Source organism: Streptomyces sp. XY431 (genome assembly GCF_001279805.1).
Lineage (GTDB): Bacteria > Actinomycetota > Actinomycetes > Streptomycetales > Streptomycetaceae > Kitasatospora > Kitasatospora purpeofusca.
In genome coordinates this window covers 1-23809 of record NZ_LGDO01000055.1, presented here as the reverse complement: position 1 = coordinate 23809, position 23809 = coordinate 1, and the positions used below count along the sequence as shown (strand labels likewise).

Genomic DNA, 23809 nt, shown 5'->3' with positions numbered 1-23809 from the left:
GGTGGGGCCAGGCGGGAGGCGAGGCGGGCGTAGCCGGGGAGGTTGGGGGGTTTGGGGGAGGGGGGGGGGCTGGGGCCGTTCTCGAGGCAGGCGGTCTGGGTGAACCAGTTCTCGGCGTCGCGCAGTTCGCCGCGGCGCAGGTGGTGGAGGTACATGCAGTAGGCGGCGAGGTGGCTGCCGGCGCCGGCGGCGAACTGCCACCACCAGGTGGCAGAGTGGTGCCGGTCGGCGAGGTCGAGGAGGCAGCCGAAGATCAGGGCGCCGTTGGGCTCCCAGTCCTTGGCGAGGGTCTCGATCTCTTCCCAGGCGCCGGGTTCGTTGATGACGACGGTGGCCAGGGTTCTCAGGTCACGGCCGGCGTCGGCGTGGATGTCCGCCGATCCCTGGAACGGCAGCGGCAGTGGGGCGAGGCCGGCGTGGGTGCGTCCGGCCTGGCGGGCGGCCAGGCCTTCGGCGAGGTGCTGGGAGCCGGCGTCGAGGTCGTAGCGGGGGCGGTCGGCGGGCAGGGGGCCTGCGGCGTCAAGCAGGCGGTCGACGTCGGGGAAGCGAGGGCCGTCCTGGGGTGGTGTCACAGTCACTCCTGGTCTTTCTTGGTACTGCTGGGACGGAGGAGGCGGCGGGATCTGAGCCGGGCCTCCAGCTTGTTGCGGGCCTGCGTGGTCAAGGACTTCACCGTGCCCTCGTCGGTGCCCATGGCCTGGGCCGTGGCCGCCACCTTGAGGCCGACCACGAAGCGGAGGACGATCACGTCGAACTTCGCCGCCGGGAGTTCCTTGATGGCGCCGCCGAGCGCCATGCCCGCCTCCAGTCCGTCGATGTTGGTGGTGATGGCGTCCAGATCGTCCAGGAAGGGCTCCCATTCCAGGCGCAGCGCCACGGAGAACGCGATGCGCTCGTCCAGGCGGTCCAGGTGCTCGCGGGTGACTTCGACGAGGTGGCGCAGCGCGGCCCAGGCGGTGCGGGCGGGTTGGGGGTGGGCCAGGACGCGGTCCCAGCAGTCGCCGAGGTCGATGAAGGCCTGGGTGACGATCTTCTGGGCGAGGTCGGCGTCGCCGAGGCAGGCGTAGGCGTAGTCGAAGTACGCGTCGGCGTGGATGCGCTGGAACGCCTGCAGGGTTATGGGCAGTTCCACGGGCGCGGTGCCGGCGGTGTCGGCCGTGTCGGCGAAGGGCGGCTCGCTCACGACGCCTCCCCGACAGGGTCCGGGACACTGCCGCGCGACCGGGGGAAGCGGCCGAGGCGGGGCAGGGCGGGTGCGGCGGCCGAGGCAACGGGCCGGGGTGGGACGGGGGGATGGATGCACATGGCTTCGGGAGTCCTTCTCGGTCGGGCAGGGAACGGCACATGATCACGCTCTGCTGGGGGACATGAGCGCTCTGTGCCGATAGGGGCATCCAATCCCTCGAACGGAGCAAAGGTTCACGGCCTGAAGGTAAAGACTTACGGAACGCAACATTCCGACGTTTGGGAGTTCGGATTCGAACCCGACCCGCAAAACGTCCATCGCGATCCGCGCCCACTTCGTCCAGCGGCCTCGCCGCCCGTTCAACTCCTGGACGCAAGGCCGCTCGTCAGTCGGCCCATTCGAACAGGCCTCGAGGAGCCCCGGCTCAGGGTCTCCACCAGACACCCGTCAATGACCGCACTGCCGCCCGGGCCGACCGCCCGTAAAGTCCAAAACGATGACCCAGTCCGACTTCGACCCAATCGCCGCCGAGCTCTACACCCTCGCCCCCGGCGACTTCACCGCAGCCCGCAACCGCCACGCCGACCGGCTGAAGAAGACCGACCGCCCACTCGCCGACCGCATCCGCGCGCTGCGCCGCCCCACCCAGGCCGCCTGGGCCGCCAACCTCCTCGCCCACCAGCACCCGGACCTCCTCGCCCAAGTCCTCGACCTCGGCCAGGACCTGCGGGCCGCCCAGCAGCAGCTCGCCGGCGACCGACTCCGTGCGCTCGGCGAGCAGCGTCGTCGGCTGGTGAGCGAGCTGGTCGCCGAGGCGCGACGGGCGGCCGGGCGGGCCGGGCATCCGCTGGGTGCGGAGGCCGTCGTGGGGCTGGAGCGGACGCTGGGCGCGGCGCTCGCCGATCCCGGATCGGCCCAGGTGCTCGTGGCAGGGCGCCTAAGCACCGCGTTGGAGCCGGTGCTGTGGCCTGGCACAGCCCCCGGCGGCCCGGAGGACGAAGCGCCCACGGCCGGCGACGGGACCGGGAGCGCGGCAGCGGCCGGGGCACCGCCCTCGGCGGCAGCGAGCAAGGCCGGACCGGCGGCGGGTGCCGGCTCGAGGTCCTCGTCTCGGGCGGCCGGAGCGGGCGGTCCGAGGAACCGGGCCGAGGCCGACCAGCGACGGCGAATGCACGAGCAGGACGTCGAACGGGCGCGGGAGGAGACGGCCGCGGCCGCGGCGGCGGAGCGGGATGCGGTCGGCCGCCGGGAGGCCGCCACGCTCGCACTCGGGGGCGCCGAGGACGCCCACCGGCAGGCCCGCGCCGCTGCCGATCGGGCGCGGGAGTCGCTCGAGCGGGCCCAGGATGCGCTCGCCGAAGCGCAGCGGCGCGAGGCTCGGGCGCGGAAGGAGGCCGCCTCGGCAGAGGAGCGGGTGCGGGCCACCCGAGAAGAGGCTCGGGCGGCTGAGGGCGCGGCCGCCCAGGCCCGCGCGGCAGCTTCGGTCGCCGCCGGGCGGTTACGCGCGCTCGAGTCCAACGGCCGCCCGCAGCGGTGAAGGTGCGGCCGGAGCGGGCAGAAGGCGTTCGAGTGGGGTTTGGGCACGCTGCCGGTGGCGCAGGCGTCCGGTAGGGCGCCGCCGCTGCCTCCGAGCGGGGCCGTGCAGGGCGGCGACGCCCGTCGGCCCAGCTCCGCGTGCGCGGCACCATCCCGGCGGCGACCCTGGCGGTGAGCCGTCCCCCGCGGCCGGGAAGCGGCCGGCGCGGTGCGAGTGAAGGAGTCCGCGATGGCCCGACCCATGTGGACCGGCGTGCTGACTTTCGGCCTGGTCACCGTGCCGGTCGCCCTGTACACCGCGACCTCCAGCCACGACGTGCGCTTCCATCAACTGCAGCGCGGCACCTCCGACCGGGTCCGCAACAAGCGCGTCAACGAGCGCACCGGACGCGAGGTCGAGTTCTCGGAGATCGTGAAGGGCTTCGAGGTCACCGAGGGCGAGTACGTGGTCGTCGAGCCCGAGGAGCTGGAGCAGATCTCCCCCGGCCGCTCGCGCACCATCGACATCGCCGGCTTCGTCGACCTCGCCGACATCGACCCGATCTTCTTCGACAAGACCTACTACCTCGGCCCCCGCGGCAAGGAGTACCAGAAGGTCTACGCCCTCCTCGTCGAAGCCCTCGCGAGTGCGGGCAAGGCGGGGCTGGCGATGTTCGCCATGCGCGGCAAGGAGTACCTCACCGCGGTGCGCTCCGAGAACGGCCTGCTGGAGCTGCACACCATGCACTTCGCCGACGAGGTGCGCGACGCCCGCACCGAGGTCGGCGACCTGCCCGAGAAGACCGAGCTGTCCGCGCAGGAGGTCAGGACCGCCGAGCAACTGATCGGGATGCTCGCGATCGACTGGAAGCCCGAGGACTGGCACGACACCTACGAGGAACAGGTAAAGGAAGCTCGTGGAGGACAAACTCGCCGGCCGCGAGATCGCCGTCTCCACCGGCCCCGCGCCGGAGGCCACCAACGTCGTCGACCTCATGGACGCCCTGCGCCGCAGCCTCGAAGGCGCCCGCAGGACCGAATCCGCCGAGAAGACGACGAAGCACTCCTCAGGCCGGAAGGCCCCGGCCACCGCCCGGACACCGAAAACCACCGGCGACAAGAAGAGCACCGCCACGAGGGCCTCCACCCGCAAGAGCACCACGAAGCGCACCAGCGCCACCGGCAAGCGACAGCTGTCCGACCTCACCAAGGCCGAGCTCTACGAACGCGCCACCGACCTCGACATCCAGGGCCGCTCCAGCATGACCCGCGACCAGCTCCAGCACGCCCTCGAACAAACCAGCCACCGCCGCCACCGCGCCGCTTCCTGAAGCAGGTCTCCCGGCAACCAGCCTCCGGCGGAAGGCCGCCCCCCGTGTCGCGGCACGGGGCGGGCCGGACGCCGGACGGCAGAGGCACCAGGGCGGAGGTGCGGTCCCGGGCGCCGATCGGCCGCGGTGGCACGGCCGACCCCGGCCGCCAGCGGCGGGGGAGCGCTCGGTGAGGTCGGCGAGGCCGGCGATCCGGGCCTCGTCACCCGGTCCAGCACAGCGTCGGGACGGCGATGCCGGCTCACCGCCCGCGCTGGCCGCAGCCCCGGAACCGACCGGAAGTCAGGAGACCAGGCGTAGCAGCGCTGTGGTCATGGCGACCAGCACCTCGGCCTCGGCCCGCGTGTAGGTGAAGGTCTTGGTGGTGGCGTCCTTGTGGAGGGCGCCGCTGGCCTGGTCGGCGAGGGCGGAGCGGATCCAGGCCCAGCGCTCGTCCTGGGTGCGCTGCTCCTTGTCCTTTCTCTGCCCGGGCCAGTGCCAACCGCTGTTCTCCTCTACGTACTCCAGGGCGCGCCGCACATCGAGGATCGCGCCGTCGATGTCGTTGCCGCCCAGGCGGCGATGCGCCGAGCGCAGGTGGTCGACGGCCTCCTGGCGGGGGTCGTCGCCGGCGGGGAACGGGATGGAGTACTCGAAGGCGAGCGCGGGGCCCAGGTTCTCCAGCTGCTGGCGCCAACGGCTCTCGGCGACGCCGATGTGAACGGTGGCCTCGCTGCCGCCGGGGTACCCGGTGGCCTGCGGCAGGACGGCACGGATCTGGAGCTCCAGGTGAAGGTCGCCATTGCGCTGGGCCTCCAGCGCCAGGATCTGCGCGCTGGTCAGCAGGAAGCGTAGGGTCGGCCGCTGCACACCGCCGGGCACGAAGGCCAGGGAGTGGGTGGCCGAGCCGAGCCAGGCTTTCGGTCTGAGTTCCTGGGGTGCGAACAGGTCCGTCTCCAGGAGGATCAGGCTGCCGACCTTCTCCGACTTCGGGATGTGGACCGCCAGCTGGAACTGAAGGCAGTGCGTCCCCGCCGCCTTGAGGATCATCAAGCTGTTCTCGGCGACGTCCACCGCGAACGTCCCGATGCCCTTGTCGAACCGCAACTCGTCCATGCCCGCGCCATCCTGTCGCTCTCACGATCGTGCAGTGATTCTGGCGCGTGTCGGGCGTCGGCGGGAGGAATTTCGGGCGGCTGGGCCGTGTACGGGCCCGACCGCCCGATGGGCTTCACCATGGAGTGCCCGGCGCCGTGGGGATGTACGTACCGGGCGGCGGTATGAATCAGGCGCAGCCGCGCGCCCTGGTGGGGGCGCTCGGCGGGTTCAACGAGCGCGGCGGGGGGCGGTGCCCATGGATGCGGCCCGCAGGTAGTCGCTGCGGGCGGTGGCCTGGCGGCCCTGGGCCACGATGGCGGACGGGTCCAGCGGGGCCGGCAGAACGAGCTCGGCCCAGACGACCTTGCCGGTGCCGGTCGGGTCGCTCCCCCACCGGACGGCGAGGGCTTCGACCATCAGCAGGCCGCGGCCGGTGACGGCCTGGTCGTCGCCGAGGCTGGCCACGCGCCGGGGCAGGGCGGCGCCCTGGTCCTCGACCTCGAAGCGCACCACGGCGCCAGCTGCGTCCAGGCGCAGCACCGCCGTCAGCCGGGCGGGCCTGCGTGGCGGGCGGCGACGGCGACCAGGTCGTCCAGCACGGTCCCGGCCAAGCCCCAGCCTGTTGCGGGCGGGGCTGACGCAGGCCACGCGCTCGTGCGGGTCGGGGTCGGTCGCGCTGAGGGTCAGACGGTACAGCGGCCCGCGCAGCGGCATCGCGGCTCCCGGGGTGGTGAGGGCAGTTCGGGCGGGTGGGCCGCCGCTGCGCCGGCCTCGTGCATGGTGGGGAACAAGCGGGTCAGCGCCGCCGCGGTGCCCTGGAAGCCGAAGGCCCGCTCGACCGGCTTGGTCAGCTCCCGGTGCTTGCCCTGCCTGCAGGGCAGCTCCCCGGTACGGGCGAGGACGTCCAGCAGCTCCCCCAGTACGCGTTCCGGATCGCCGTGCTCGTTCCGGCCCCTGCCGCTTCCGCACCGGACCAGCGAGGCAGGAGGGCGTGCCTACGACGGTCCGCCGCTGACAGCAGACTCCACCGGGTCAGCCTGTTCTTCCGTGTCCGCAGCGATGGCGAACCGCCCGGTGGACCGGCGCAGCAGCTCGCGCGCCGCGGCGGGCGTCATCACTTCTTCCTCGACACGGGTGACGAGTCGGAAGAGTTCGACAGTGCTGAGGGTCAACCCGTTGTCCTGGGCGAAGGAATCGACGTCGCCACTGCCGTGCAGAACTTGCGGCCGGGTTCCGGGGTCGCGGTTGAGGAAGTAGTTAACGATGTACCAGCCAGCGCCGCTGGGAGGCGTTCCTCCGCTGGCCTTCGTGTAGCGGTTGTTGGCGCGCAGGAGCTGCACGATCCCCTCAGTCTTGGCCCCCTTGGTAAAGCCCTTCACCTCGGCAAGAACGATCCACCCCGGGGCGTCCGGATCCTCGATGCGTAGGTCCTCCAGGTGCTCGTCGGGCTTGGCAGTCAGGTCCGCGTCGGTCACCGTGAAGCCGAGGAAGGTCAGCGCCTTGAGGACCGCGTCCTTGAGCACGTCACCCTGCGCGGTGAGCAGAGCCCGCTCGTAGCCGTCGGCGTCTTCTCTGGCCTGTGCGAGCTGTGTCTTGAACTCGGTCTCTCGGAGGGCGGCTTGGCGCAGGTACTCGTCGCGGTCGACGTTGAGCTGGCGCAGGTCCTCGTGGATGGCGCGTTCTCTCGCGGTCATCCACTGCGAAGTATGTGACCACTGCGGCAATCCGGGGAACCGGCTGGGATCCAGGTGGTGCCATTCTCCGAGGGCCACCTTCACCCACTGCACCGGATCGGAGGTTTCTTTCGGAACCAGCCAGCACTCCGAGGTGTCGCTGCGCTTGTACCGGCCGGCGAGGACCTTGCCCGCGGCGGAGAGAATGAACGGCTCGGCCTGTACTGGCGGGAGACCCGGCACGCCTGCGGAACCACCCGAGAGAGGAGCGGATGTGTAGAGATACTGGTGCGTGGCTCGGGGCGCGAGGAGTGGTTCCAGCTGCTCGTGGACCAGGGTTGCGATGCTTTCGGGCAGGCCCCGCGCGCGCTGCAGTTCGCGGCTGATGTGGTCCCCGACCAGATGCAACGACCTCTCGATCTTCCCACTCGTAGCGCTCGGGAAGAGGACGAGAACGGACAGGTGGGGTGCCAGCGGTCTGCGCAGTCTGTAGGAGGAGCTGTCGACGAGGCCTACCTCGTCGGTGATCAAGGCGTCCCACTCGCGCTGGTTCACCTCGTCCAGCTTGCTGATGCGCGCCGTCGTACCAGCAATACGTTCGATCTCGCGGATAAGTTCGCGATTCTCCTTGAAGCCGCGGATCAGCACGCGCGGACGCGGGCTGGTGTTGATCACCGCACCGAGGTTGGAAGCAGATTCGGCTGCCACTACTGGTCCTTACCGGTCTCGGAACCCTTCTGAGCACGCCGCACGATGCTGGCTGCCGCCTTCGAATGTCGACGAGCAGCGTGTCGGTGGCCTCCTGGTTGGCATGCTGTGTCTGGGCGGCGGACGGGATGGCGGCGTAGGGACCTGGATGCCCTCGACTCATCGGCGAGCTCCAGGTGTTCCCGCCAATCGATCCATGAGGACTCGCCCTCGTTGCCGACCCGGACGACCGACTGCACCAGCCGGGTGATCTCGTCGGAGAGCCGGAAGCAGGAGGAGACATCGATGCCGGGTGCCATCGCGCCATCCTAGGAGTTCAGGCGCGGATAAGAAGCTGGAAAGCCTGTTCATCTCGGATCGGCTTCGAAGGGTGGGAGCGGCAGCATCACCGTGCGGACGGCCCGGGAAGCCGCCGCCCAGACCCTCCGAAGTCACCGTTGTTCGCCAGGTAATCAAGTGTTGCCCCCTGCAGGTTTCCGCGTTCGGCACGGTGACGCCCGACGCTGTGCCGAACGCCCCGGACTGCATGCCGTGCCCAGCGCAACATGCCACCCCAGATAGCCTGCCTCCTGTGTATCGGATTTTGGGCGGTCGGAGGGACCGGGCATGAGCAGAGTGATCGCGGTCTACAGCGAGAAGGGCGGCGTCGGGAAGAGCGCCCTGGCAGCAGGGTTGACCGCCGCTGCCCGCAAGCGGGGGCTGGACGTGGTCGCCGGGGACCTCGACCCTCGGGGTACGTTCACCTCCGAGTTGGGCATCTCCGAGGACGAGGCGCCCGCTTTCACGATGAACGACCTGCTGGCGCTCGACCCCAAGGGTGAGACCGGCCTAGCGGCCGAGGCGTTCGCCCCGGCGTCCGACTCGTGGCCGGGCGTTCAGGTGATCGCGGCGGAGCGCGCCCTGGCGAACCGCGAGACGGACAACATGGCCGTTGGCCTCGAGTTCCGCCTGCGCCTCGCCCTGAAGGGCGCCATAAAGCCCGGGTCGATCGGCATCCTCGACCTGCCGCCGCGCGCCGGCGGCAAGCTAGTCACCTCGGCCCTCATCGCGGCCACCGACGTCGTCATTCCGGCGACCCTCGACGAGGACGGCCGGATCGGCGCCAAGGAGGCCCTCGCGACCATCAAGCTGGTGAAGGACCTCGGCATGAACTCCGACCTGCGGGTGGTGGGCATCGTCCCCTCGATCGTCCCCGGCGGCCGGAGCACCCTGAAGGACGCCATAGGGGAGTACCTGGCCGAGACGTACGGGGAGCTGTACCGCGACGATCTGGCGATCCCCCGGCATGCGGTGCGTCAGCAGACGCGGTTCGCCTGCGTGCCGATCACCGCGACGTCCGGCCGCGAGGCCCAGTCCCTGGTGGACGCCTATGACCGAGTTCTCACTGCGGCGGGAGTGACCCTCTGATGGCCAACAAGCTGATCCAGGCCGGCGCGAGCCGGCTGAAGAAGGCCCCGGACTCCGCAGTGGATCCGGCGGTGCCCGCCGAGCTCCAGCAGCAGGCCGCTTCCTCGACGCTTCTCCCTGCACTCGTGGACGCCCAGGGCACGCCGAGCGTGTTCGCGGGCGGCAGGGTACTCGCCGCCGAGGACATCACGGGCACTCCCGAGGAACAGCTCGCGTACGTCACCGCCCGGCTGGTCGAGATCGACGGCCTCGGGAGGCGGGCCGAGGACTTCGTGGTTCTCAACAAGGGCGTCCTGCTGGAAACCGCACAGCAGCGGGAGCTGCACCTCGTCGCCGGCCACACGCGCTTCAGCGCCTGGGCGTCCGAGATCCTGGACATCGAAGAGAAGTACGTCTTCGAGCTGATGCAGGACGCGGCCCGCACCCGGGCGGTCGCGGAGCTGGGCCCCGAGCTGACCCCCTACCTGAGCCGCGCCTCGGCCCGCAAGGCGGTGGCTGCGGTCATCGCCTCGCACGACCTGAAGACCGCCAGGGCGGTCGTGGAGCTGGGCGTCACCGAAGCGGTCGACCAGGGCAAGAAGCGCCCCACCGCAGCCCGACTGTCCGAGATCGCCGTCGAGCTGACCGCGCCGTCCATCCCCGAACAGAAGGCGGGGTCAGAAATTTCTGACCCCGCCCTCCGTGACCAGGGGTCTGAAATTTCCGAGCCCGCACAGAAGGCCCAGCCCTCGCCGCCGCAGCTGCTCCCGCTGAGCAGGGCGGCCGACGAGATTCACGAGCGGGCGTACAAGGCGCTGGCGCCGGCCGCTGTGAAGGCTGCAGCCGAGGCCGACCCCGCCGCCCTCATCGACTACCTGGACAGCCTCGAGGTCGAGGTCGGCCGCGTGCAGACCCGGATCGCGGCCGCTCGCAAGCTGATCCCGGTCGACGCCGAGGTGGTCGAATAGCCGAATGAACGGGGTAAGAAATTTCTTACCCCGGAAACGCAGAAGGGCCCGTCTCCCCCCGCTTCGACGCTGGGGGGAGACGGGCCCTTCCCCGTACTGAGGATCAGGCGGGGACGAGAACGCCCTCGGGGTCGAGGCCGATCGCGCGGCCGATGGTGGCCAGGGTGACATCCCAGTCGCCGCAGTGGTGAATGGCGCGGTCGTCCACGTACGCGGCCGCTCCCAGCTTGGTGCTGGTCACGAGAACCAGGCCGCGGGTGGTCCAGTAGGCCCGGTCCTCGGACGGGTCGACGAAGGCCTCCAGCCCGGAGTACCAGGTGATTCTCTGGGGGCCTCACCTGCGTGGTGTGACGTGGCGTGGAGGGCTGTCGTTGATGCTCTGAGACTCGTTCTCGGGGGGTGTGGCTCTGTGGCGGGTTGTTGCACGCATCCGTCGGACTTGGAGTCGCACATGCGATCCTTCCCTGTCGTCCTGCCCTCGGGTAGCCGGTACTGGACGGTCATCGACGATGACCTGAACGTCGTACCGGTTGCCGATCACTGGCTGCGGTACCTGCGCTTCGGCAGAAGCCGGGCCGAGCTGACCACCAAAGCCCACGCTGGTGGCGCTGCGCTCTACCTGCGCTGGTGCTGCGAGACCGGTCGGCACTGGCCGGACGCCGCTCGGGACCTCGGCCTGTTCATGGTCTGGCTGAAGTACACGCCGTCGCGCCCGCCGGCCGGGGAGGGGATGCTGCTGCTCGGCCCTGGCGCTGAACCGGCTCGGCGTGAGCGCCGGGTCAACGCCGTTCTGGCTGCGGTGCGGGGCCTGCTCACGCACGCGGTGTCGCTCGGCGAGGCGCCTCAGTCGACGCTGGCACAGATCTACGAGCTGGGTGACAGCCGGGATCTGCCACTGGAAGCGCAGAGTGAGGACGGCGGCCTGTTCTACCGTCTGCGGGTCCGCCACCGGTTGCAGGAGCCGGAGGCGGATGTCGACCGCGCTTCGGACGAGGAGCTCGTGGCGATGTTCCTGGCCTGCCGCAACGCCCGGGACCGGCTCATCGTCCTGCTGCTGGGTCGGGTCGGCCTACGCCGCGGCCAGGTCGCCGGCCTTCGCCGCGCCGACTGCCACCTGCTGGCCGACGCCCGAGTGCTGGGCTGCGAGTATCCCGGTGCCCACCTGCACGTACGGCGCCGGGAGAACGGCAACAGGGCCTGGTCGAAGTCGAAGGCGGCATGGGTCATGCCGGTGGACTTCCTGGTGGTCCAAGCCTTCGACCAATACAGCGTCGAACGTCATGAGGCCCTCGGAGCGGGCGGCAGCGACTTCCTGCTGGTCAACCTGTTCCGGGCTCCCCTGGGTGCTGCAATGACGCCGGATGCGATCGGCGAGCTGATGGAGCGCCTGTCCCACCGGGCGGGGCTGTCCCGCACCGTGGGCCCGCACATGGCCCGCAGGGCGTTCGGCAGCAACGTCGTCGACGCGGGCGGCTCGCTGGACGAGGTGCAGGCCCTCCTGGGACACAAGAGCCCGCTGTCCTCCCAGCCCTATCTGATCCCCGACCGGTCCCGTCTGCGCGAGGCCGTCGACCGCGTCCCCACCCCTCGTCTGAACCCGCGGGGAGAGTGCTGATGGCCACGCCCCTGCCCGTACCGCCGCTAGACCAGCCGGACACGCGGACCCGGGAGGTCACCGACGCTCTGAACCCGAGCTTCCTGGCCCTGGTGGGCTGGGACTGGGACCTGCGAGTGGTCTTCTTCCCGAAGAGCCACCCCGTGCTGGGCATGCCGGACTGCCGCATCGAGGGCTGCGCGAAGGCCACAACGGTCGACAAGCCCCTGTGCCTGGGCTGCCACCGGCGCTGGAAGGACTCCGGACTGCCGATCGAGGACTTCGTCACCCTGCCCCGCACCGAGCACTTCCGGGCCGTCGGGCACGTCCCTTGTCTGGTCCCCGGGTGCGAGCGCCCGCGCAAGACCGTCCGCGCCGGCCTGTGCAACGCCCACCACGGTCAGCGCGAAGGACTCGGGATCCCGGTAGAGGAGTACATGCGGCTTCCCCAGGCGCGGCCCTTGGCGAGCTTCGGGGTCTGCCAGGTGGTGGCCTGCTACTTCCAGCGTCAAGGCCCGGTGAACCCCTACTGTCGGGCGCACTACGCCCGGCTGCGCAACGCCCGGCTGGACGGCACCCTCAACCAGGACGAAGCGACCTGGCAGCGGACCACCGCGGCGGTGGCGGTCAACCGCGAGGCCAGCATGCGCGGCCTGCCGGACCGGCTCGTCGCCGAGCTGCTCTACTTCCTCCAGGTCCGCACCGCGGGCGGCTCGAAGACCGTCGACCACCAGCTGCGCCGGGTCTGCGACCGCCTACGCGCCGCGGGAACGCCCTGCCTGGAGACGCTGTCCGACGCCGGCCTGGCCGAGCAACTCGTTGGTCTGGGCGGGTACGGGCCCGCCCTCCTCGGCGGGGCCCGCACCGCGGTTCGCCGACTGGGGCTGACACCCGAGACCGAACGGCACAAGGACATCTGGGAGCTGTCGGCGTTCGGGCACCGGGGCCGGCTCTTCTTCACCAGGATCCACCAGCGACCTCTGCGCGAGGCGATGAAGATCTGGGCCGGCGATGTTCTGCCCAAGCGCCGCGGCAAGCAGGCCCGCAACTCCGTCCAGGTGGTCGTGAACGCCGTCGGGGTGCTGTCCGAGAGCCTGCGCCTGCAGCGCGAGGACGGCGGGCACACTCCGGCCCTCCTGGGGCGGCCGGACATCGTCGACTTCTGCAACCGCGCGGCGTTCCTCGCGGACAGCGGCTCCTTCAGCGCCTACCGGCGCGTCCACATCATCCGCGACGTCCGCCAGGTGCTGACCCGGTTCCGCACCCTCGGCCTGACCCGCGCCGGAGAAGTCCTGGAGGGCCTGCCCGCCGACTTCATGCTCGACCAGGAGGATGTGCCGGACGAGCCCGAAGACGGTGAAGCCGGCCGCGACCTGCCCGACGAGGTGATGCGCCAGCTGTGCGCAAACCTGGACCTGCTGGAGGAGAGCAGCAACCGCGAGGTGAGGGTCGCCACGGAGCTGGTGATCGACACCGGCCGCCGCCCGGAGGAGATCTGCGAACTCGGCTGGGACTGCCTCGCCCGTGACCCTGACGGCTCTCTGATCCTGGTCTACGACAACTTCAAGGGCCACCGCCAAGGGAGGCGGCTGCCGATCGGCAAGGCGACGGCCGCGGTGATCACCGCTCAGCAGGAACGGGTGCGCCAGCGGTACCCGGACCGCCCGGTGTCTGAGCTGAGGCTCCTTCCGCGCCGAGCCGCCAACCCCGACGGGCGCAAGCCGATCGCCGACCTGTCCGAGCCGCACCGCGCCTGGGTCAACGCCCTGCCTGAGTTCCTCGTGCCAGTCGTCGTGGAGACCGACGGGCGGCCGATGACGGTCAAGCTGCCGTTCGACAAGGCCAGAATCTTCCCCTACGCCTACCGGCACACCTACGCCCAGCGGCACGCCGACGCCAGCGTCGCCCCGGACGTCCTCCAGGCCTTGATGGACCACCGGCAGATGTCGACCACCGAGGGCTACTACCGGGTCGGCCAGGAACGCAAACGCGAGGCAGTCGACCGCGTCACCGCCCTGCAGTTCGACCGGCACGGCAACCGCGTCTGGCGCAAGGTTCAGGGACTGCTGGACTCGGAGCACGTACGCCGTGCGATCGGCGAGGTCGCCACCGCCTACGGCGTCTGTCTGGAACCCTCCAACGTGGCGGCCGGCGGCCACGCCTGCCCGCTGCGGTTCCGCTGCATCGGCTGCAACCACTTCCGCACCGACGTCTCCTACCTGCCGGACCTGGAACGCTACCTCGCCGACCTGCTCCGCAGCCGCGAGCGGCTGATGTCCGCCTTTGAGGCCGACGACTGGGCCCGCTCGGAAGCCGTGCCATCCGAAGAGGAGATCCGCAGGGTCCGACGCCTGATCACCCGAGTCAAAGCCGACCTGGACGACCTCACCCCCGAGGACCGCGCGCAGATCGAGGACGCGGTCACGGTGGTCCGCCGCGGGCGCACGGTCATGCTCGGCCTGCCGAAGGTCCGCCAACCCCTGCTCGACATCCGCCCGTGGAGCGCCGGATGATCCCCGCCATGCACGACGGGCGCCGGGCCGGCACCGACCGCAGGCGCCAGCGCGTCGCCGACGCGATCAAGAACGCCGCGAAGAACGGCACCCCGATCAGCGTCTCCGGCATCGCCCGCCAGGCCCGAGTGGACCGTACATTCCTCTATCGGCACCGTGACCTGCTCGCCCTCATTCAGACCGCCGAACTCGAATCCGCCGGCAATGACCCGGCCGGCAGCTCTCCGGTCAGCCGGACCTCGCTCCAGGCGGACCTGACCAATGCCCAGGCCCGCAACATCCGACTGACAGCTCGCGTCCAGCAACTGGAGAGACGGCTCTCCCAAGCCCTGGGGGAACAGGCGTGGCGGGAGTCCGGCCTCGGCGCACCCGCCGACGTCGACGAACTCCAACGCACCATCACCCGGCTGGAACAGCGGACCGTGGAACTGACAGGACAACTGGAGGAGGCGCGCGCCGACCTGGACGCCGCACGGTCGGCCAACCGGGACCTGACTCGGGCCCTCAACCAGACCTCGGGCGCTCGGGTCGTCCAGGAGCGCAGTGGAGCCGGTCAGGAGCCCGCGAGGCCGTAGAAGACCGCACAGTCCGACTGGCCTTCCGCTCACAGCCTGAGCGCCCCGACCGGAGCGCTCAGGCTGCGGCCGTACTCGGTAAGAGCAAGTACACCGGTGCCCCGGGCCAGCGTGTTCGCATCGACCGACCGGGGGTCCAGGCTCAGTTCACCGGCAAGACCGGGCGCCAGGTCGAGTAGTTCCCAGGTCCATTCGTCGTCTTCCTCTTCGGTGTCCACGTGGCCGGGTGCCAGCGCAGGCAGTCCGAGGGCGGCGCGCCGCTGCTGCTCGTAGGCGAGCGGCGCCCCCAGTTCCAGGTGCTGCATGTCCTCGCCGGGTATGTAGGCGAAGCGCCGCACGATCGTGCCCTGCTCGGCAACCAGAACCGCCGATCCGTCATTCTGTTCGCTGTGCCAGTAGGCCTGGGCGCGCCCGAACTGGGCACTCAGGCGCGCACACACCTCCAGGACCTCGGCCTCGCGCTCGGCGGAGCTCGGGTCGCACCATGAGCCGACCACCAGAGTCCAACCCGCGAGCTCAGGGGTGACGAACACGCGGCAGTACTGATCGAGCGGATTCTCGTCCAGGCCGGCATGACTGTCGCAGTCTGCGGCGAACACACCGGCGGCGAACGGCACCGGACGCGGCGACGACAGACCGAGCAACTCCATCACCCCGCCCTGGTCACCTGTGCTCACTGCGATCCACGAAAGGAAGCAGCAAGCTATGGGTGTAGGCACGTCGTCGGGCAGCTTGAGTCGCACCAGCCTCTCCAACGCCGCCATGTCGCGGGCGCTGATCACCGCCTCACCACCGATCTCTGCCAGGGCCTCCAGAGCGCCCGCACGCGCGGCGCCGGGGCCACCGCGACGCACGGCCTGAAGCGCCGGCACCACAACCGCGCCCCACGACGAGAACGACCGCACGGCCGTCCGCCGCACCTCCGCGTCCGGGTCGCCCAGCAACGGCAATACACGCTCCGCAAGCAGCACTCCGTCGTCCCCGCACTTGCTGATCGCCATGACCGCCGCGCGGCGCACCACCGGGTTCTCATGCGTCAACACGCTGGTGTAGCCGTCCAGCGCTGCGGCCCCGAGACCGGTGAACACCCGAAGCGCCCGCCAGTGTGCCTGCCCCGGTGGCGCGCTCTGCAGAGCTTCCAGTACCGGCTGAAAAGCCGAAGTGCCCGTACGACGAAGGACACTCAGCAGAGCGGCCTCGCGCACCGGCGACGCAGCATCGCAGAGGTGCTCCATCAGGACCGGCAAAACCGCCGGGCCGAGCGAGACCAGAGCGTCTTCGGCAGTGCGCCGTACAGCCTCGTCGGGAGCTACTAGGGCCAAAACCAGCTGATGGGTGAGCATAAACAATCACGCTAGTCGGCCACTCAGACAGCCCGGCCAGACAGCTGGTGTCCGGCCTGAGCACGAACAACGGGGGCGGAGGCATCCGCCATGCCAACCTCAAGGCGCTTAAATGCTTACGTGGTGAACTGGACGCAGATGCGCGACTGCTACGGGGACGTCGATCGCGTCCCCGAGCTTCTGGAACAGGTGGCGCTCAAGGACGACGCCGAAGCCTGGAACGAGCTGGGACATCGGCTGTGCCTTGAGCACGACCTCGTCTTCCCCGCCAGTTTCGCCGCCCTGCCGCGACTGGTTCATCTCGCGTCGAGGAGCGCCCAGGCGCGTGGACTGGCTGGCACGATCATGCAACGCGCGGCAGGGCACCACGGCTGCGACGATCTGTTGGCTGACTGCGCCGACGCGATCGCGGAATTCCGTGAGCTGCTGGACCGGCACCTGCAGTCACAGCCGGTCGACTACCTCACGAGCTTCCGCGATCTCCTAGCAGCCAAGGAGCAGTACCACTGGAGTGCCGTCCTGGGGGACTTCACGGACGACTTCTACCACCTGGTCTGCCCCCACTGCGCCGTGGAAGTGACGATCGCTATCGGGCACTACGGGCGCTATTCCTCGATCCGGGACTGGAACCTGGGGGATGTCGACCGACGCCACCTGCAGCCGGCAATCCCCGAGGAGCTCTCGGAGACCGGCCGATGGATGCACGAGACCGCCGTCCGCGATGGGCAAGAGGCACTCGCCAACGGAATCACCTATCTCTTCGGCAAGGCCGAATGCCCGCGCTGTACCAGCGTGTTCAGCATCGCGGACGAATACACGTCTGCCAACCTCCCGTCCTGAGGTGGCTGCGGCGCTACGCAGCTGATGGCTGCCCGGTCCTGGCGTTGCACGCCCCGCCATGGCTACGGTCGCACACCGCACACCGCGACCGCGCCGGACGACTCCGGCCGAGTCGGAGCCGGGTCTGGGCAGCGATCACCACACCCTCCGGTGGACGATAGAGTCGCCGCCCGAACACGGCCCACTATGGAGACGGAAGCGGCAATGCGGCGGCGCAAACGCACTCTGGAGGACTGGGAAGTCGGCGCGCAGCTCCGGTGGTACGCGCTGCTGGAAATCCGCGCCATGTCCGGCAGACGGAAGCCAATCCAAAACTGGCCCGACGACGACTACGTCGCCTGCATCCGCTGGCTCGCCGACCTCTGCGACAACATCCCGTTCCTTCCCGAACCCTGCAAACCATGGTGGAGCCGAGCGCGATCCGAGCGCCGATTCGCATACGCCTGGGCCATCGCCGACGAACGCGGACGACAGTGGATCCTCAGCACAGTGGACAAGTTCGGCTGGAACTGGACACCACCGTCCACCAGTTCCCCCGTACCGCTGCCGCAAGACGAAGACTGCCCGCCGCCTGACAAGCCATAGAAGTGTTACGCGTTCCGACGCCAAGCTCGGCCGCCGACATCACTCCGGCGAGGGATAGCGCAACACCTGTTGCACCCGTTAGCGTCCTCAGCACTGCCGTTGAGCTGCGCCGATTCACCTCGCCTCGTCGTGCAACACCGAGCTGCCCCAGAGAAAGGTGATCCAGTCGGCGACTTCGGGCAGCCAGATCCTCGGCCTGGCGGTGTAGACGAAGACCGCACGGTGCTGGACGAGCAGGCGCAGCGCTTCGATCGCGCCGGGCTGGGGCAGGCCGATCCGGCCACCCATCCAGCCGGCCGAGGCGTCCGAGAGCGTGCCGTCCAGGTCCACGCCGACGGCCTGGCTGGCGGGGCTGTCGGAGCGAGGAGCGATGACGGGTCGGTGCATGTGGTCCCCTCCTTCGGGTGGGCGGGTTCTACAGAAGGGCGAGCTGGCTCTCGTCCGGCAACTCGGGGATGTCTTCGGTGTGGGCCTGGGTGCGGGCTTCGTCGTGGGCGTCGTCGGTGCGGTCGCAGACGAGTCGGCGGTCGGGGAGCTCGTCCCATTCGCGACTGCCGACGGCGTCGTCGGCGGCGTCCTCGGGGGTGTCGTGGTGGGGGATGTATTCGTCCTCGACCAGGTCGCCGCAGACCGAACAGCGGGCGGTCCAGCACAGCGAGGGGACGGCGATGCCGGTGCCCGGGCGGGCCGCGCCCTCGCGGCGCCAGGCGTAACCGTGCCGGAGGACGACGGCGTGGGTGGCGGGCTGGAGCGGGGAGCCGTCGTCGAGGTCGGCGGCCAGCGCGTTGTGTTCGGCGGCGGCCATCAGCGCGGTGGCGAGGTCGGGCATCGGCAGCAGGGTGTTCGGGCCGGTGAGCCACAGCTCCCAGGGTCGGTCAGGGTTGCCGGGGCGCAGCCGCTGGTCGGGGTCGGTGGTGAAGAGGCCGCGGCGGCCGGCGGGGGTGGTGGTCATCTGTGGTGTCTCCTTCGACGGGTCGGCCCCGGCCCGCTGGGGGCGGGCCGGGGCCGGGTTGGTGGCGGGTGGACGGGTGCGGTGGGCGGCGGGCCGTGGCTCGGGGGCTGCCCCGCCGCTGAGGGGTGGTCGGCTACAGGAGGCTGGCGGCGTGGGCCTCCGCCTCCTGGTCGACGTCGTCCTCGTCCTCGTCGTCCTCGTGGGACTGGTCCTCGTCGGCGGCGGGGAGGAGTTCGGCGATGGAGTGGTCCTGGCCGAGGGCGGCCCACGGGTCGCCGTCCTCGACCTCGTCGTCGGTGCCGGTGGGCTGTGCCGTGGCGGGGGCGGGGGCGTCCAGGAGTGCGGCCAGTTCGGCGATGGTGTGGATCTGTACCGGCTGCTCGCCGTCCCGGTCGAGCAGGTAGGTGCGGCTGTTGTAGCCGTCGTGGTCGGTCGGGCGGGGGACGGCGAGCAGGCGCGCGGTGGAGGTGATCGCGCACGTCGCGGAGCCGTCCTCCATGCCGGTCCAGTTCTCCGCCTTGGTGAGGGCGCCGTGGCTGTAGTCGAGGCGGGCGGCGCCGGAGGCTGCGCGCTGTGCGGCGTCGGTGCGGACGTCGGCGGCCAGCTGCTCGGGGGTCGCCGGCGGGGCCGTCTCGCGGGCCGGGCTGTGGTGCTCGGCGCCGAGGCGGCGGCGTAGTGGGGCGAGGGCCTTGTAGGCGTGGTGGTCGGTGAGGACGGCGGCGAGGGCGCCGGTGGCCAGGGCGAGGGTGATGCGGATGTCGGCCGGGCGGGCGGTGAGGGTGCGGTAGGTGGTGAGGCCGGCGGCGGCGCCGGCGGTGACGACGGTGACGCTGTCGGCGGTGTCGAGGGCGGTGCGGGCCAGGCGGGTGCGCAGGGTGTCGGTCACGGGTGCCTCCGAGGGGGAGCGGGGTGGGTGCCGGCCGGGCGGCCGCGCCGCGCACCACGGCGCCCCGCCGTCCCGGCCTGGCTGGCGGGGGCGGCGGGGCGTGGTGGTGGGCAGCGTCAGTGCCCGGTCAGAGCGCGGTGCCGGTGGGGGCGGTACCGGCCGGCTCTCCTCGCAGGGCCGTGGCGAGGATGGCGGCGTGATCGAACGCCAACTGCTGCGGGAGTTCGTTCCACTTCCACCAGCGGGCGCTGCTGGCGTCGTCCCCGGCGGTGATCGGGGTGTCGTCCGGGACCTCGGCGAGGTAGGCGACGGTGACATAGCGGCCGCGCGGGTCACGGCCGGGGGCATCCCAGGCGCCGAACTGGACCAGCTCCGCGGCATCGACCCGCACCCCGGTCTCCTCCTCCAGTTCCCGGGCTGCCGCCTGGCGGCTCGTCTCGCCGGGGTCCACGTGGCCCCCGGGCAGCGCCCAGGCGCCCTCGAAGGGCGGCCACTGGCGCTCGACCAGCAGGACACGGCCGTCCGGCGTGAGGGCGACCACGTCGGCGGTGAAGCGAATGGATTCGAAGGTCTCGGTCATCTCGACTCCTGAGTAGGTGTGGTGGGCAGCGTCAGTGCCCGGTGCGGTGGTGGCGGATCTCGTCCCAGCCCTCGCGGGGGAGGAGTTCCCGGGCGGAGCGGGCCATACGGTGCTGCCAGCGGACCGTGTCCTCCGGCACCCGCTGCTTCGCCGGGCGCGCGGCGTTCCGGGCGAGGCATTCGGCGAGCGGGGCGTCGACCAGGACCGCGACGGCGCGGCGGCCGTGCTGGTGCGCCAGCTCCACCAGCTGGAGCCGGTGCTGCGCCTGGACCGAGGTGTTGTCCACGTAGGTCGTGACGCCCCGGCGCGCCCGGGCCAGGAGAATGTGGTGCTGGAGCAGGACCGCGTCCGCGGTGGCGTCCTGGGCGCCGGGCTCGGAGACGATCGCGCGCAGCTGATCGAGGCTGACGATCTGGTGCGGCGGGACGGTGAGCAGGGCCGAGGACTTGCCGCTGGCCGCGCACCCGATCATGGCGACCAGGTCGCCGGGCCGGACAGGGGCGAGGGCGCGGGAGCGAGCGGTGGCAAGCGTGGTGGTCGTCATCGCAGGGGCCTCCGGGGTGGTGTGGCGGGTGGTCCGGGTCAGCGGGCGGCGTTGGGGCGGCCGGGGCGGTTCAGGGGCGAGAGGGCCTGCGGCTTGCGGGACCAGCGGACGTAGTCGACGGAGCTCGCGGCGTGGGTGGCGTTCATGAGGCTGCCGGAGGTGTCGATGCTGTCGTGGAGGCGGTCCAGGCGCTGCCAGGCGAGCCGCAGCTGGTCGATCAGCCACGCGCGGTCCTCGCCGGCGAGGTCCGAGGCGGCGGTGATGGCGTCCAGGCGGTGGACGTCCTGGACGCCCGCGGCGAGGAAGGCGTCGACACGGTGCGCTTCCTCGGCGGTGAATTCCTCGCCGAGCAGCCGGGCCTCCTCGGCCAGGGGGTCGGCGGTGTAGGCGGCGGAGCTGCGCCGGTCGAGGGCGATGCGGGCCAGTGCCCAGTCGGTGATGTCGGCCTCCCAGACGCTGGCCGGGCGGAAGGTGCGCCCGGGCTGGTTGAACGGCTCGTACACGGGGACGGCCTGGGCGTGCGGGGTGGTGTCGGTGGTCACTGGTGTCCTCCTGTCGAAGTGCTGGCCGGGCGGCCGCGCCGCGCACCACCGCGCCCGCCGTCCCGGCCTGGCTGGCGGGGGCGGCGGGCGTCGTGGTGGGCAGCGTGGTGGCCCGGACGTCAGTGGAGGGCGCTCCAGGCGATCAGCAGGAGCACGGCGATCCCGATGAGGACGGCCTTCGGCGAGATGCTGGTGGCGGCCTGCAGGCGCCGTATCTCGGCGTGGATGGCGTCGCACTCGGCCTGGATACCGGCGTGGGAGTCACTGCCCGGGGTGAGGCCGGACAGGATCACGGAGCGGTGGTGGAGCCTCTCGTACAGGGCCGCGATCTGTGTGTCGCGGGATACGGCCAGGGCCACGGTGGGTGCCTTCCGGTGGGCGGTGCTCGGCAGGTGGGCGGTGCGGCCGGGACCGGCGCGGTGGGTGCCGGCCCCGGCGGTGCGGGTGGTCAGGTGAGGCTGCGGGCGTCGGTCAGGCCCTCGATCCGGGCCGCCTGGCCGTGGATGCGCTGGGCCAGGACGGTGAGCCGCTCGGTGTCGGTGGTGCTGACCCCGTGGGTGAGACCGGCGGCGAGGCGGTCGGCGTCGGCGCGCAGCTGGGCGACGTCGGCGGCCAGGGCCTGGGTGCGCTGGGCGATGATGTCGGCCACCCGGACGGGGTGGGGGAGTGCGGGTTCGGGCACGGGGCGGCTGCTCCTGGTGGTCGTGGTCGGGGTGGGGTCAGCGCTGGTCGAAGGGGCCGGTCGGGGCAGGGACGGCCGGCCGGGCCCGGGCGGCCGTCCTGGGCTCGGGCATCTGGACGGTGATCTGCGGGGCGACGTCGGTGCGGGTGATGACGGTCGGGCGCAGCGAGAAGCTGATACCGCGCAGGGCGAACAGGCTGACGGCGGCGATGCCCGCGGCGGTGAGACCGGCGGCGACGGGGCGGCCGGTGTCCGGGGCCCCGGACCAGACCATGGCGAGCGTGGCGCAGGACCAGGCCGTCCAGGCGAGGCGGGCGACGGCGCCCTGGGTGAGGAACGCGAGCAGCGCGGCCACCAGGCCGACCGTCTTCCACGCGCCGTAGGCGGTGGCGGCGGTGAGCGGGTAGGTCTGGTGGGCGATGAGGTAGGTGTGGATGGGGCCGGTGACGGCGACGCGCAGACCGTCGCCGCCGGCGGGCAGGTCCTGGGGCAGGTGCTCGGCGCCGATCAGGTCGGCGGCCGCGTTCAGCAGGATGCCGCCGACGGTGCCGAGCACCAGGACGGCGAGGGTGACGGCGACCAGGTAGGCCAGGGCGCGCACCCACGGCTCGGCGCCGGCGAAGTCGTCCAGGCCGCCGACGACCTCGCGGCGGCGCCGGTCGAGCCAGCCGCCGGGGGCGGTCAGGGCGCGGGCCCGGCGGCCGGCCGCCGCGCGGACGCTGGCGCTCGGCTGCTCCTGGGGGGCGGTGGGCTCGGTGTGCTGGTTCACGGGGTGCTGCTCCTCGGTGAGGTCGGTGGGGTCGGTGGGGTCGGTGCCTGGGTGCCGGGCCTGCCCCGGCGGGTGCCGGGGCGGGGCGGGTGGTGCGGGGTCAGCTCTGGAGGCGGATCGGCATCAGCAGGTGCTGGTAGTCGCCGCCGGTGTCCTCGCCGCGGTGGCCGAGGACCAGGACCGGCTTGGTGGAGGAGGTGAGGTGGAAGCGGGCCTCGGGGGTCGTCATGGACTTGAGGCAGTCGGCGAGGTAGCCGGGGTTGAACGCGGCGTCGCAGCCCTGGACCCGGTCGGTGAGCGAGCCGGTGGCGTGGCAGGGGATGCGGTCGGCGGCGCGGGCGTCGTCGCCGTCGCCGGCCTCGACGAGCAGCTGGTCGCCGTCGACGGCCAGGCGGATCGGGCGCTTGTCGCTCGCGACCAGGGCGACACGCTTGATGGCGGCCAGCGCCTCCTCGACCGGGACGGTGATGGTCAGCTCCGCGTCGTCCGGGCTCGGGAACAGGCCGCGGAACTTGGGGAACTCGGCCTCCAGGAGGCGGGTGCCGATGGTGCGGCCCGGGGTGGAGAGCGTGAGCTGCCCGTCCGACCAGCCGACGCTGACGGGGTGCTCGCCGGCCAGGGCGCGGGCCGCCTCGGAGAGGAACTTGGCGGGCACCAGGACAGTGCGGGCGGCCGCGTCGAGTTCCGCGGCCGTGGGCCCGGCGTCCTCCTCGCCCTTCTTCCGGGACTTCTTCACCGGCTCGGCGATCGGCAGGGTGCCGGTGGGCCTGACGGTGAGTTCGCGGACCGCGAAGCGGTAGCGGTCGGTGGCGGCCAGGGTGAGCCGGCTGCCTTCCAGGATCATCTGCACGCCGGTCAGGGCGGGCAGGGTGTCGTCGGTGCCGGCCGCGACGACGGCCTGGGCGACGGCGTCGGCGAGCGCGTCACCGTCCACCGTGAGCACGGTGTCCGGGGCGGCCGGGAGGGCCGGGTACTCCTCGACGGGAAGGGTCGGCAGGGTGAAACGGGCGCTGCCCGCGGTGAGGAGCAGGCGGGCTCCGGAGAGTTCGAGGTCGACCTCGGCCGACTTCGGGAGCGTCTTCGCGATGTCGGACAGCAGCCGTCCGGAGACCAGCGCGGTGCCGTCGTCGGCGATCTCGGCGTCGACGCGGGTGGTCGCGCACGCCTCGTAGTCGAACGCGGCCAGGTGCAGCCCGTCGGTGTCGGTGCGCAGCAGGATTCCGGCGAGGACCGGCACCGGGGGGGCGGGTGGGCAGGGCGCGGGCGGCGTGGGCGACGGCGTCGGCGAACGGGCCGGGGAACAGGCGCAGCTTCATGTCGGGTCCTTCCGGGGGACGGGGTGGTGTGAGCGCGGACCGGGGCGGTGGAGGCGGACCGGTCGGGTCAGGCGTCGGCGTCCTCGAGGTCGTCGGGGCCGACGGGCGCGCAGTTGGAGTAGGCGGTGTCCAGCAGCAGGCAGTCGCCGTAGTCGTCGGCGTGCTCCAGGACGAGTTCGTCGGTGCCGGCCCAGCCGTGCACCACGGCCGTCACCGGGGCGTGGTCGGGCAGGCCGGCCAGTAC

At 71.5% G+C, this 23809-nt stretch carries 25 protein-coding genes and 1 pseudogene; 9 read left to right on the top strand and 17 right to left on the bottom strand.

All coding sequences use genetic code 11. The features are described 5' to 3' along the window. Both ADK60_RS08745 and ADK60_RS08740 read right to left on the bottom strand, forming a co-directional pair. A pseudogene (locus tag ADK60_RS08745) lies at positions 1 to 572 on the bottom strand (hypothetical protein); the annotation flags it as partial. 2 nt (positions 573 to 574) lie between these two features. Then, on the bottom strand, positions 575 to 1183 hold the full coding sequence (locus tag ADK60_RS08740; protein ID WP_053644637.1) for an RNA polymerase sigma factor: 609 nt from the start codon (positions 1181 to 1183) through the stop codon (positions 575 to 577). Positions 1184 to 1682: 499 nt separating this feature from the next. On the opposite strand from ADK60_RS08740, the gene ADK60_RS08735 reads away from it, so the two are divergent. Continuing rightward, entirely contained in the window at positions 1683 to 2723 is a 1041-nt protein-coding gene (locus tag ADK60_RS08735; RefSeq protein ID WP_053644635.1) for a hypothetical protein, read from the top strand. 228 nt (positions 2724 to 2951) lie between these two features. After that, complete coding sequence (gene ku / locus ADK60_RS41135; protein ID WP_234370995.1) at positions 2952 to 4205, top strand: non-homologous end joining protein Ku; 1254 nt, start codon at positions 2952 to 2954, stop codon at positions 4203 to 4205. 109 nt (positions 4206 to 4314) lie between these two features. Here the strand turns inward: ku and ADK60_RS08715 are convergent, their stop codons facing one another. The 3 genes from ADK60_RS08715 to ADK60_RS08705 all read right to left on the bottom strand — a co-directional run bounded on the left by ADK60_RS08715 (position 4315) and on the right by ADK60_RS08705 (position 7457). Then, positions 4315 to 5127 carry a hypothetical protein gene (locus ADK60_RS08715; protein ID WP_053644627.1) on the bottom strand — a complete coding sequence of 271 codons (813 nt, stop codon included), beginning with the start codon at positions 5125 to 5127 and terminating at the stop codon, positions 4315 to 4317. A gap of 210 nt (positions 5128 to 5337) precedes the next feature. Next, positions 5338 to 5823 (bottom strand): ATP-binding protein, encoded by a 486-nt coding sequence (locus ADK60_RS44630; RefSeq protein ID WP_159400359.1) that lies wholly within the window; start codon positions 5821 to 5823, stop codon positions 5338 to 5340. A gap of 281 nt (positions 5824 to 6104) precedes the next feature. Next, on the bottom strand, positions 6105 to 7457 hold the full coding sequence (locus ADK60_RS08705; RefSeq protein WP_159400358.1) for a hypothetical protein: 1353 nt from the start codon (positions 7455 to 7457) through the stop codon (positions 6105 to 6107). Positions 7458 to 8096: 639 nt separating this feature from the next. Between ADK60_RS08705 and ADK60_RS08700 the strand changes: the two genes are divergently transcribed. Then, complete coding sequence (locus ADK60_RS08700) at positions 8097 to 8897, top strand: ParA family protein (protein WP_053644621.1); 801 nt, start codon at positions 8097 to 8099, stop codon at positions 8895 to 8897. Continuing rightward, positions 8897 to 9844, top strand: a complete 948-nt coding sequence (locus ADK60_RS08695) for a hypothetical protein (protein WP_053644620.1) — start codon at positions 8897 to 8899, stop codon at positions 9842 to 9844. Before ADK60_RS08700 ends, ADK60_RS08695 begins: the two co-directional genes overlap by 1 nt. Positions 9845 to 9947: 103 nt before the next feature. Here ADK60_RS08695 and ADK60_RS44625 read toward each other — a convergent pair whose 3' ends face one another. After that, positions 9948 to 10085, bottom strand: a complete 138-nt coding sequence (locus tag ADK60_RS44625; protein WP_159400357.1) for a hypothetical protein — start codon at positions 10083 to 10085, stop codon at positions 9948 to 9950. Between the two features lie 210 nt (positions 10086 to 10295). On the opposite strand from ADK60_RS44625, the gene ADK60_RS08690 reads away from it, so the two are divergent. The 3 genes from ADK60_RS08690 to ADK60_RS08680 are packed head-to-tail and all read left to right on the top strand — an operon-like array spanning position 10296 to position 14526. Then, positions 10296 to 11459 (top strand): tyrosine-type recombinase/integrase, encoded by a 1164-nt coding sequence (locus ADK60_RS08690; RefSeq protein WP_053644618.1) that lies wholly within the window; start codon positions 10296 to 10298, stop codon positions 11457 to 11459. Beyond that, the gene (locus ADK60_RS45635; protein WP_199839622.1) at positions 11459 to 13951 is read left to right on the top strand and encodes a site-specific integrase; all 2493 of its coding nucleotides are present in this window, start codon (positions 11459 to 11461) and stop codon (positions 13949 to 13951) included. Before ADK60_RS08690 ends, ADK60_RS45635 begins: the two co-directional genes overlap by 1 nt. Further along, complete coding sequence (locus ADK60_RS08680; protein ID WP_234370994.1) at positions 13948 to 14526, top strand: DUF6262 family protein; 579 nt, start codon at positions 13948 to 13950, stop codon at positions 14524 to 14526. The genes ADK60_RS45635 and ADK60_RS08680 overlap by 4 nt, the downstream gene beginning before the upstream one ends. A gap of 29 nt (positions 14527 to 14555) precedes the next feature. Here the strand turns inward: ADK60_RS08680 and ADK60_RS08675 are convergent, their stop codons facing one another. Continuing rightward, positions 14556 to 15869 carry a HEAT repeat domain-containing protein gene (locus tag ADK60_RS08675; protein WP_053644616.1) on the bottom strand — a complete coding sequence of 438 codons (1314 nt, stop codon included), beginning with the start codon at positions 15867 to 15869 and terminating at the stop codon, positions 14556 to 14558. Positions 15870 to 15992: 123 nt separating this feature from the next. On the opposite strand from ADK60_RS08675, the gene ADK60_RS08670 reads away from it, so the two are divergent. After that, positions 15993 to 16709, top strand: coding sequence for a hypothetical protein (locus ADK60_RS08670; protein WP_159400356.1), 717 nt, complete (start codon positions 15993 to 15995; stop codon positions 16707 to 16709). A 186-nt stretch (positions 16710 to 16895) separates the two neighbouring features. Then, the gene (locus tag ADK60_RS44620) at positions 16896 to 17294 is read left to right on the top strand and encodes a hypothetical protein (RefSeq protein ID WP_159400355.1); all 399 of its coding nucleotides are present in this window, start codon (positions 16896 to 16898) and stop codon (positions 17292 to 17294) included. A 114-nt stretch (positions 17295 to 17408) separates the two neighbouring features. Here the strand turns inward: ADK60_RS44620 and ADK60_RS08665 are convergent, their stop codons facing one another. The 10 genes from ADK60_RS08665 to dnaN form a co-directional block, all read right to left on the bottom strand. After that, on the bottom strand, positions 17409 to 17681 hold the full coding sequence (locus ADK60_RS08665; protein ID WP_053644613.1) for an HAD family hydrolase: 273 nt from the start codon (positions 17679 to 17681) through the stop codon (positions 17409 to 17411). Positions 17682 to 17709: 28 nt separating this feature from the next. Further along, positions 17710 to 18246, bottom strand: coding sequence for a hypothetical protein (locus ADK60_RS08660; protein WP_053644612.1), 537 nt, complete (start codon positions 18244 to 18246; stop codon positions 17710 to 17712). A gap of 133 nt (positions 18247 to 18379) precedes the next feature. Further along, positions 18380 to 19132 (bottom strand): hypothetical protein, encoded by a 753-nt coding sequence (locus tag ADK60_RS08655; RefSeq protein ID WP_053644610.1) that lies wholly within the window; start codon positions 19130 to 19132, stop codon positions 18380 to 18382. Positions 19133 to 19259: 127 nt separating this feature from the next. Continuing rightward, positions 19260 to 19712: an NUDIX domain-containing protein gene (locus ADK60_RS08650; RefSeq protein WP_053644607.1), complete on the bottom strand. Its 453-nt coding sequence runs from the start codon at positions 19710 to 19712 to the stop codon at positions 19260 to 19262. A 31-nt stretch (positions 19713 to 19743) separates the two neighbouring features. Continuing rightward, positions 19744 to 20256 carry an AAA family ATPase gene (locus ADK60_RS08645; protein WP_053644605.1) on the bottom strand — a complete coding sequence of 171 codons (513 nt, stop codon included), beginning with the start codon at positions 20254 to 20256 and terminating at the stop codon, positions 19744 to 19746. 38 nt (positions 20257 to 20294) lie between these two features. Then, entirely contained in the window at positions 20295 to 20798 is a 504-nt protein-coding gene (locus tag ADK60_RS43180; protein WP_053644602.1) for a hypothetical protein, read from the bottom strand. A gap of 119 nt (positions 20799 to 20917) precedes the next feature. Continuing rightward, positions 20918 to 21157 carry a hypothetical protein gene (locus ADK60_RS43175; RefSeq protein WP_053644600.1) on the bottom strand — a complete coding sequence of 80 codons (240 nt, stop codon included), beginning with the start codon at positions 21155 to 21157 and terminating at the stop codon, positions 20918 to 20920. A gap of 89 nt (positions 21158 to 21246) precedes the next feature. Continuing rightward, positions 21247 to 21480: a hypothetical protein gene (locus tag ADK60_RS08630; protein WP_053644599.1), complete on the bottom strand. Its 234-nt coding sequence runs from the start codon at positions 21478 to 21480 to the stop codon at positions 21247 to 21249. A gap of 37 nt (positions 21481 to 21517) precedes the next feature. Next, positions 21518 to 22249: a hypothetical protein gene (locus tag ADK60_RS08625; RefSeq protein ID WP_053644598.1), complete on the bottom strand. Its 732-nt coding sequence runs from the start codon at positions 22247 to 22249 to the stop codon at positions 21518 to 21520. Between the two features lie 100 nt (positions 22250 to 22349). Beyond that, positions 22350 to 23486: a DNA polymerase III subunit beta gene (dnaN, locus tag ADK60_RS08620; protein ID WP_053644597.1), complete on the bottom strand. Its 1137-nt coding sequence runs from the start codon at positions 23484 to 23486 to the stop codon at positions 22350 to 22352. Between the last annotated feature and the right edge of the window lie 323 nt (positions 23487 to 23809).

Bases quoted from the DNA above. Each gene is read 5' to 3' on its own strand.
- ADK60_RS08695 (WP_053644620.1), top strand. From the start codon at position 8,897: ATGGCCAACAAGCTGATCCAGGCCGGCGCGAGCCGGCTGAAGAAGGCC.
- ADK60_RS08680 (WP_234370994.1), top strand. From the start codon at position 13,948: ATGATCCCCGCCATGCACGACGGGCGCCGGGCCGGCACCGACCGCAGG.
- ADK60_RS08715 (WP_053644627.1), bottom strand. From the start codon at position 5,127: ATGGACGAGTTGCGGTTCGACAAGGGCATCGGGACGTTCGCGGTGGAC.
- ADK60_RS08650 (WP_053644607.1), bottom strand. From the start codon at position 19,712: ATGACCGAGACCTTCGAATCCATTCGCTTCACCGCCGACGTGGTCGCC.
- ADK60_RS08660 (WP_053644612.1), bottom strand. From the start codon at position 18,246: ATGACCACCACCCCCGCCGGCCGCCGCGGCCTCTTCACCACCGACCCC.
- ADK60_RS08665 (WP_053644613.1), bottom strand. From the start codon at position 17,681: ATGCACCGACCCGTCATCGCTCCTCGCTCCGACAGCCCCGCCAGCCAG.
- ADK60_RS08645 (WP_053644605.1), bottom strand. From the start codon at position 20,256: ATGACGACCACCACGCTTGCCACCGCTCGCTCCCGCGCCCTCGCCCCT.
- ADK60_RS08700 (WP_053644621.1), top strand. From the start codon at position 8,097: ATGAGCAGAGTGATCGCGGTCTACAGCGAGAAGGGCGGCGTCGGGAAG.
- ADK60_RS45635 (WP_199839622.1), top strand. From the start codon at position 11,459: ATGGCCACGCCCCTGCCCGTACCGCCGCTAGACCAGCCGGACACGCGG.
- ADK60_RS44620 (WP_159400355.1), top strand. From the start codon at position 16,896: ATGGAGACGGAAGCGGCAATGCGGCGGCGCAAACGCACTCTGGAGGAC.
- ADK60_RS08735 (WP_053644635.1), top strand. From the start codon at position 1,683: ATGACCCAGTCCGACTTCGACCCAATCGCCGCCGAGCTCTACACCCTC.
- ADK60_RS44630 (WP_159400359.1), bottom strand. From the start codon at position 5,823: ATGCCGCTGCGCGGGCCGCTGTACCGTCTGACCCTCAGCGCGACCGAC.
- ADK60_RS08675 (WP_053644616.1), bottom strand. From the start codon at position 15,869: ATGCTCACCCATCAGCTGGTTTTGGCCCTAGTAGCTCCCGACGAGGCT.
- ADK60_RS08690 (WP_053644618.1), top strand. From the start codon at position 10,296: ATGCGATCCTTCCCTGTCGTCCTGCCCTCGGGTAGCCGGTACTGGACG.
- ku (WP_234370995.1), top strand. From the start codon at position 2,952: ATGGCCCGACCCATGTGGACCGGCGTGCTGACTTTCGGCCTGGTCACC.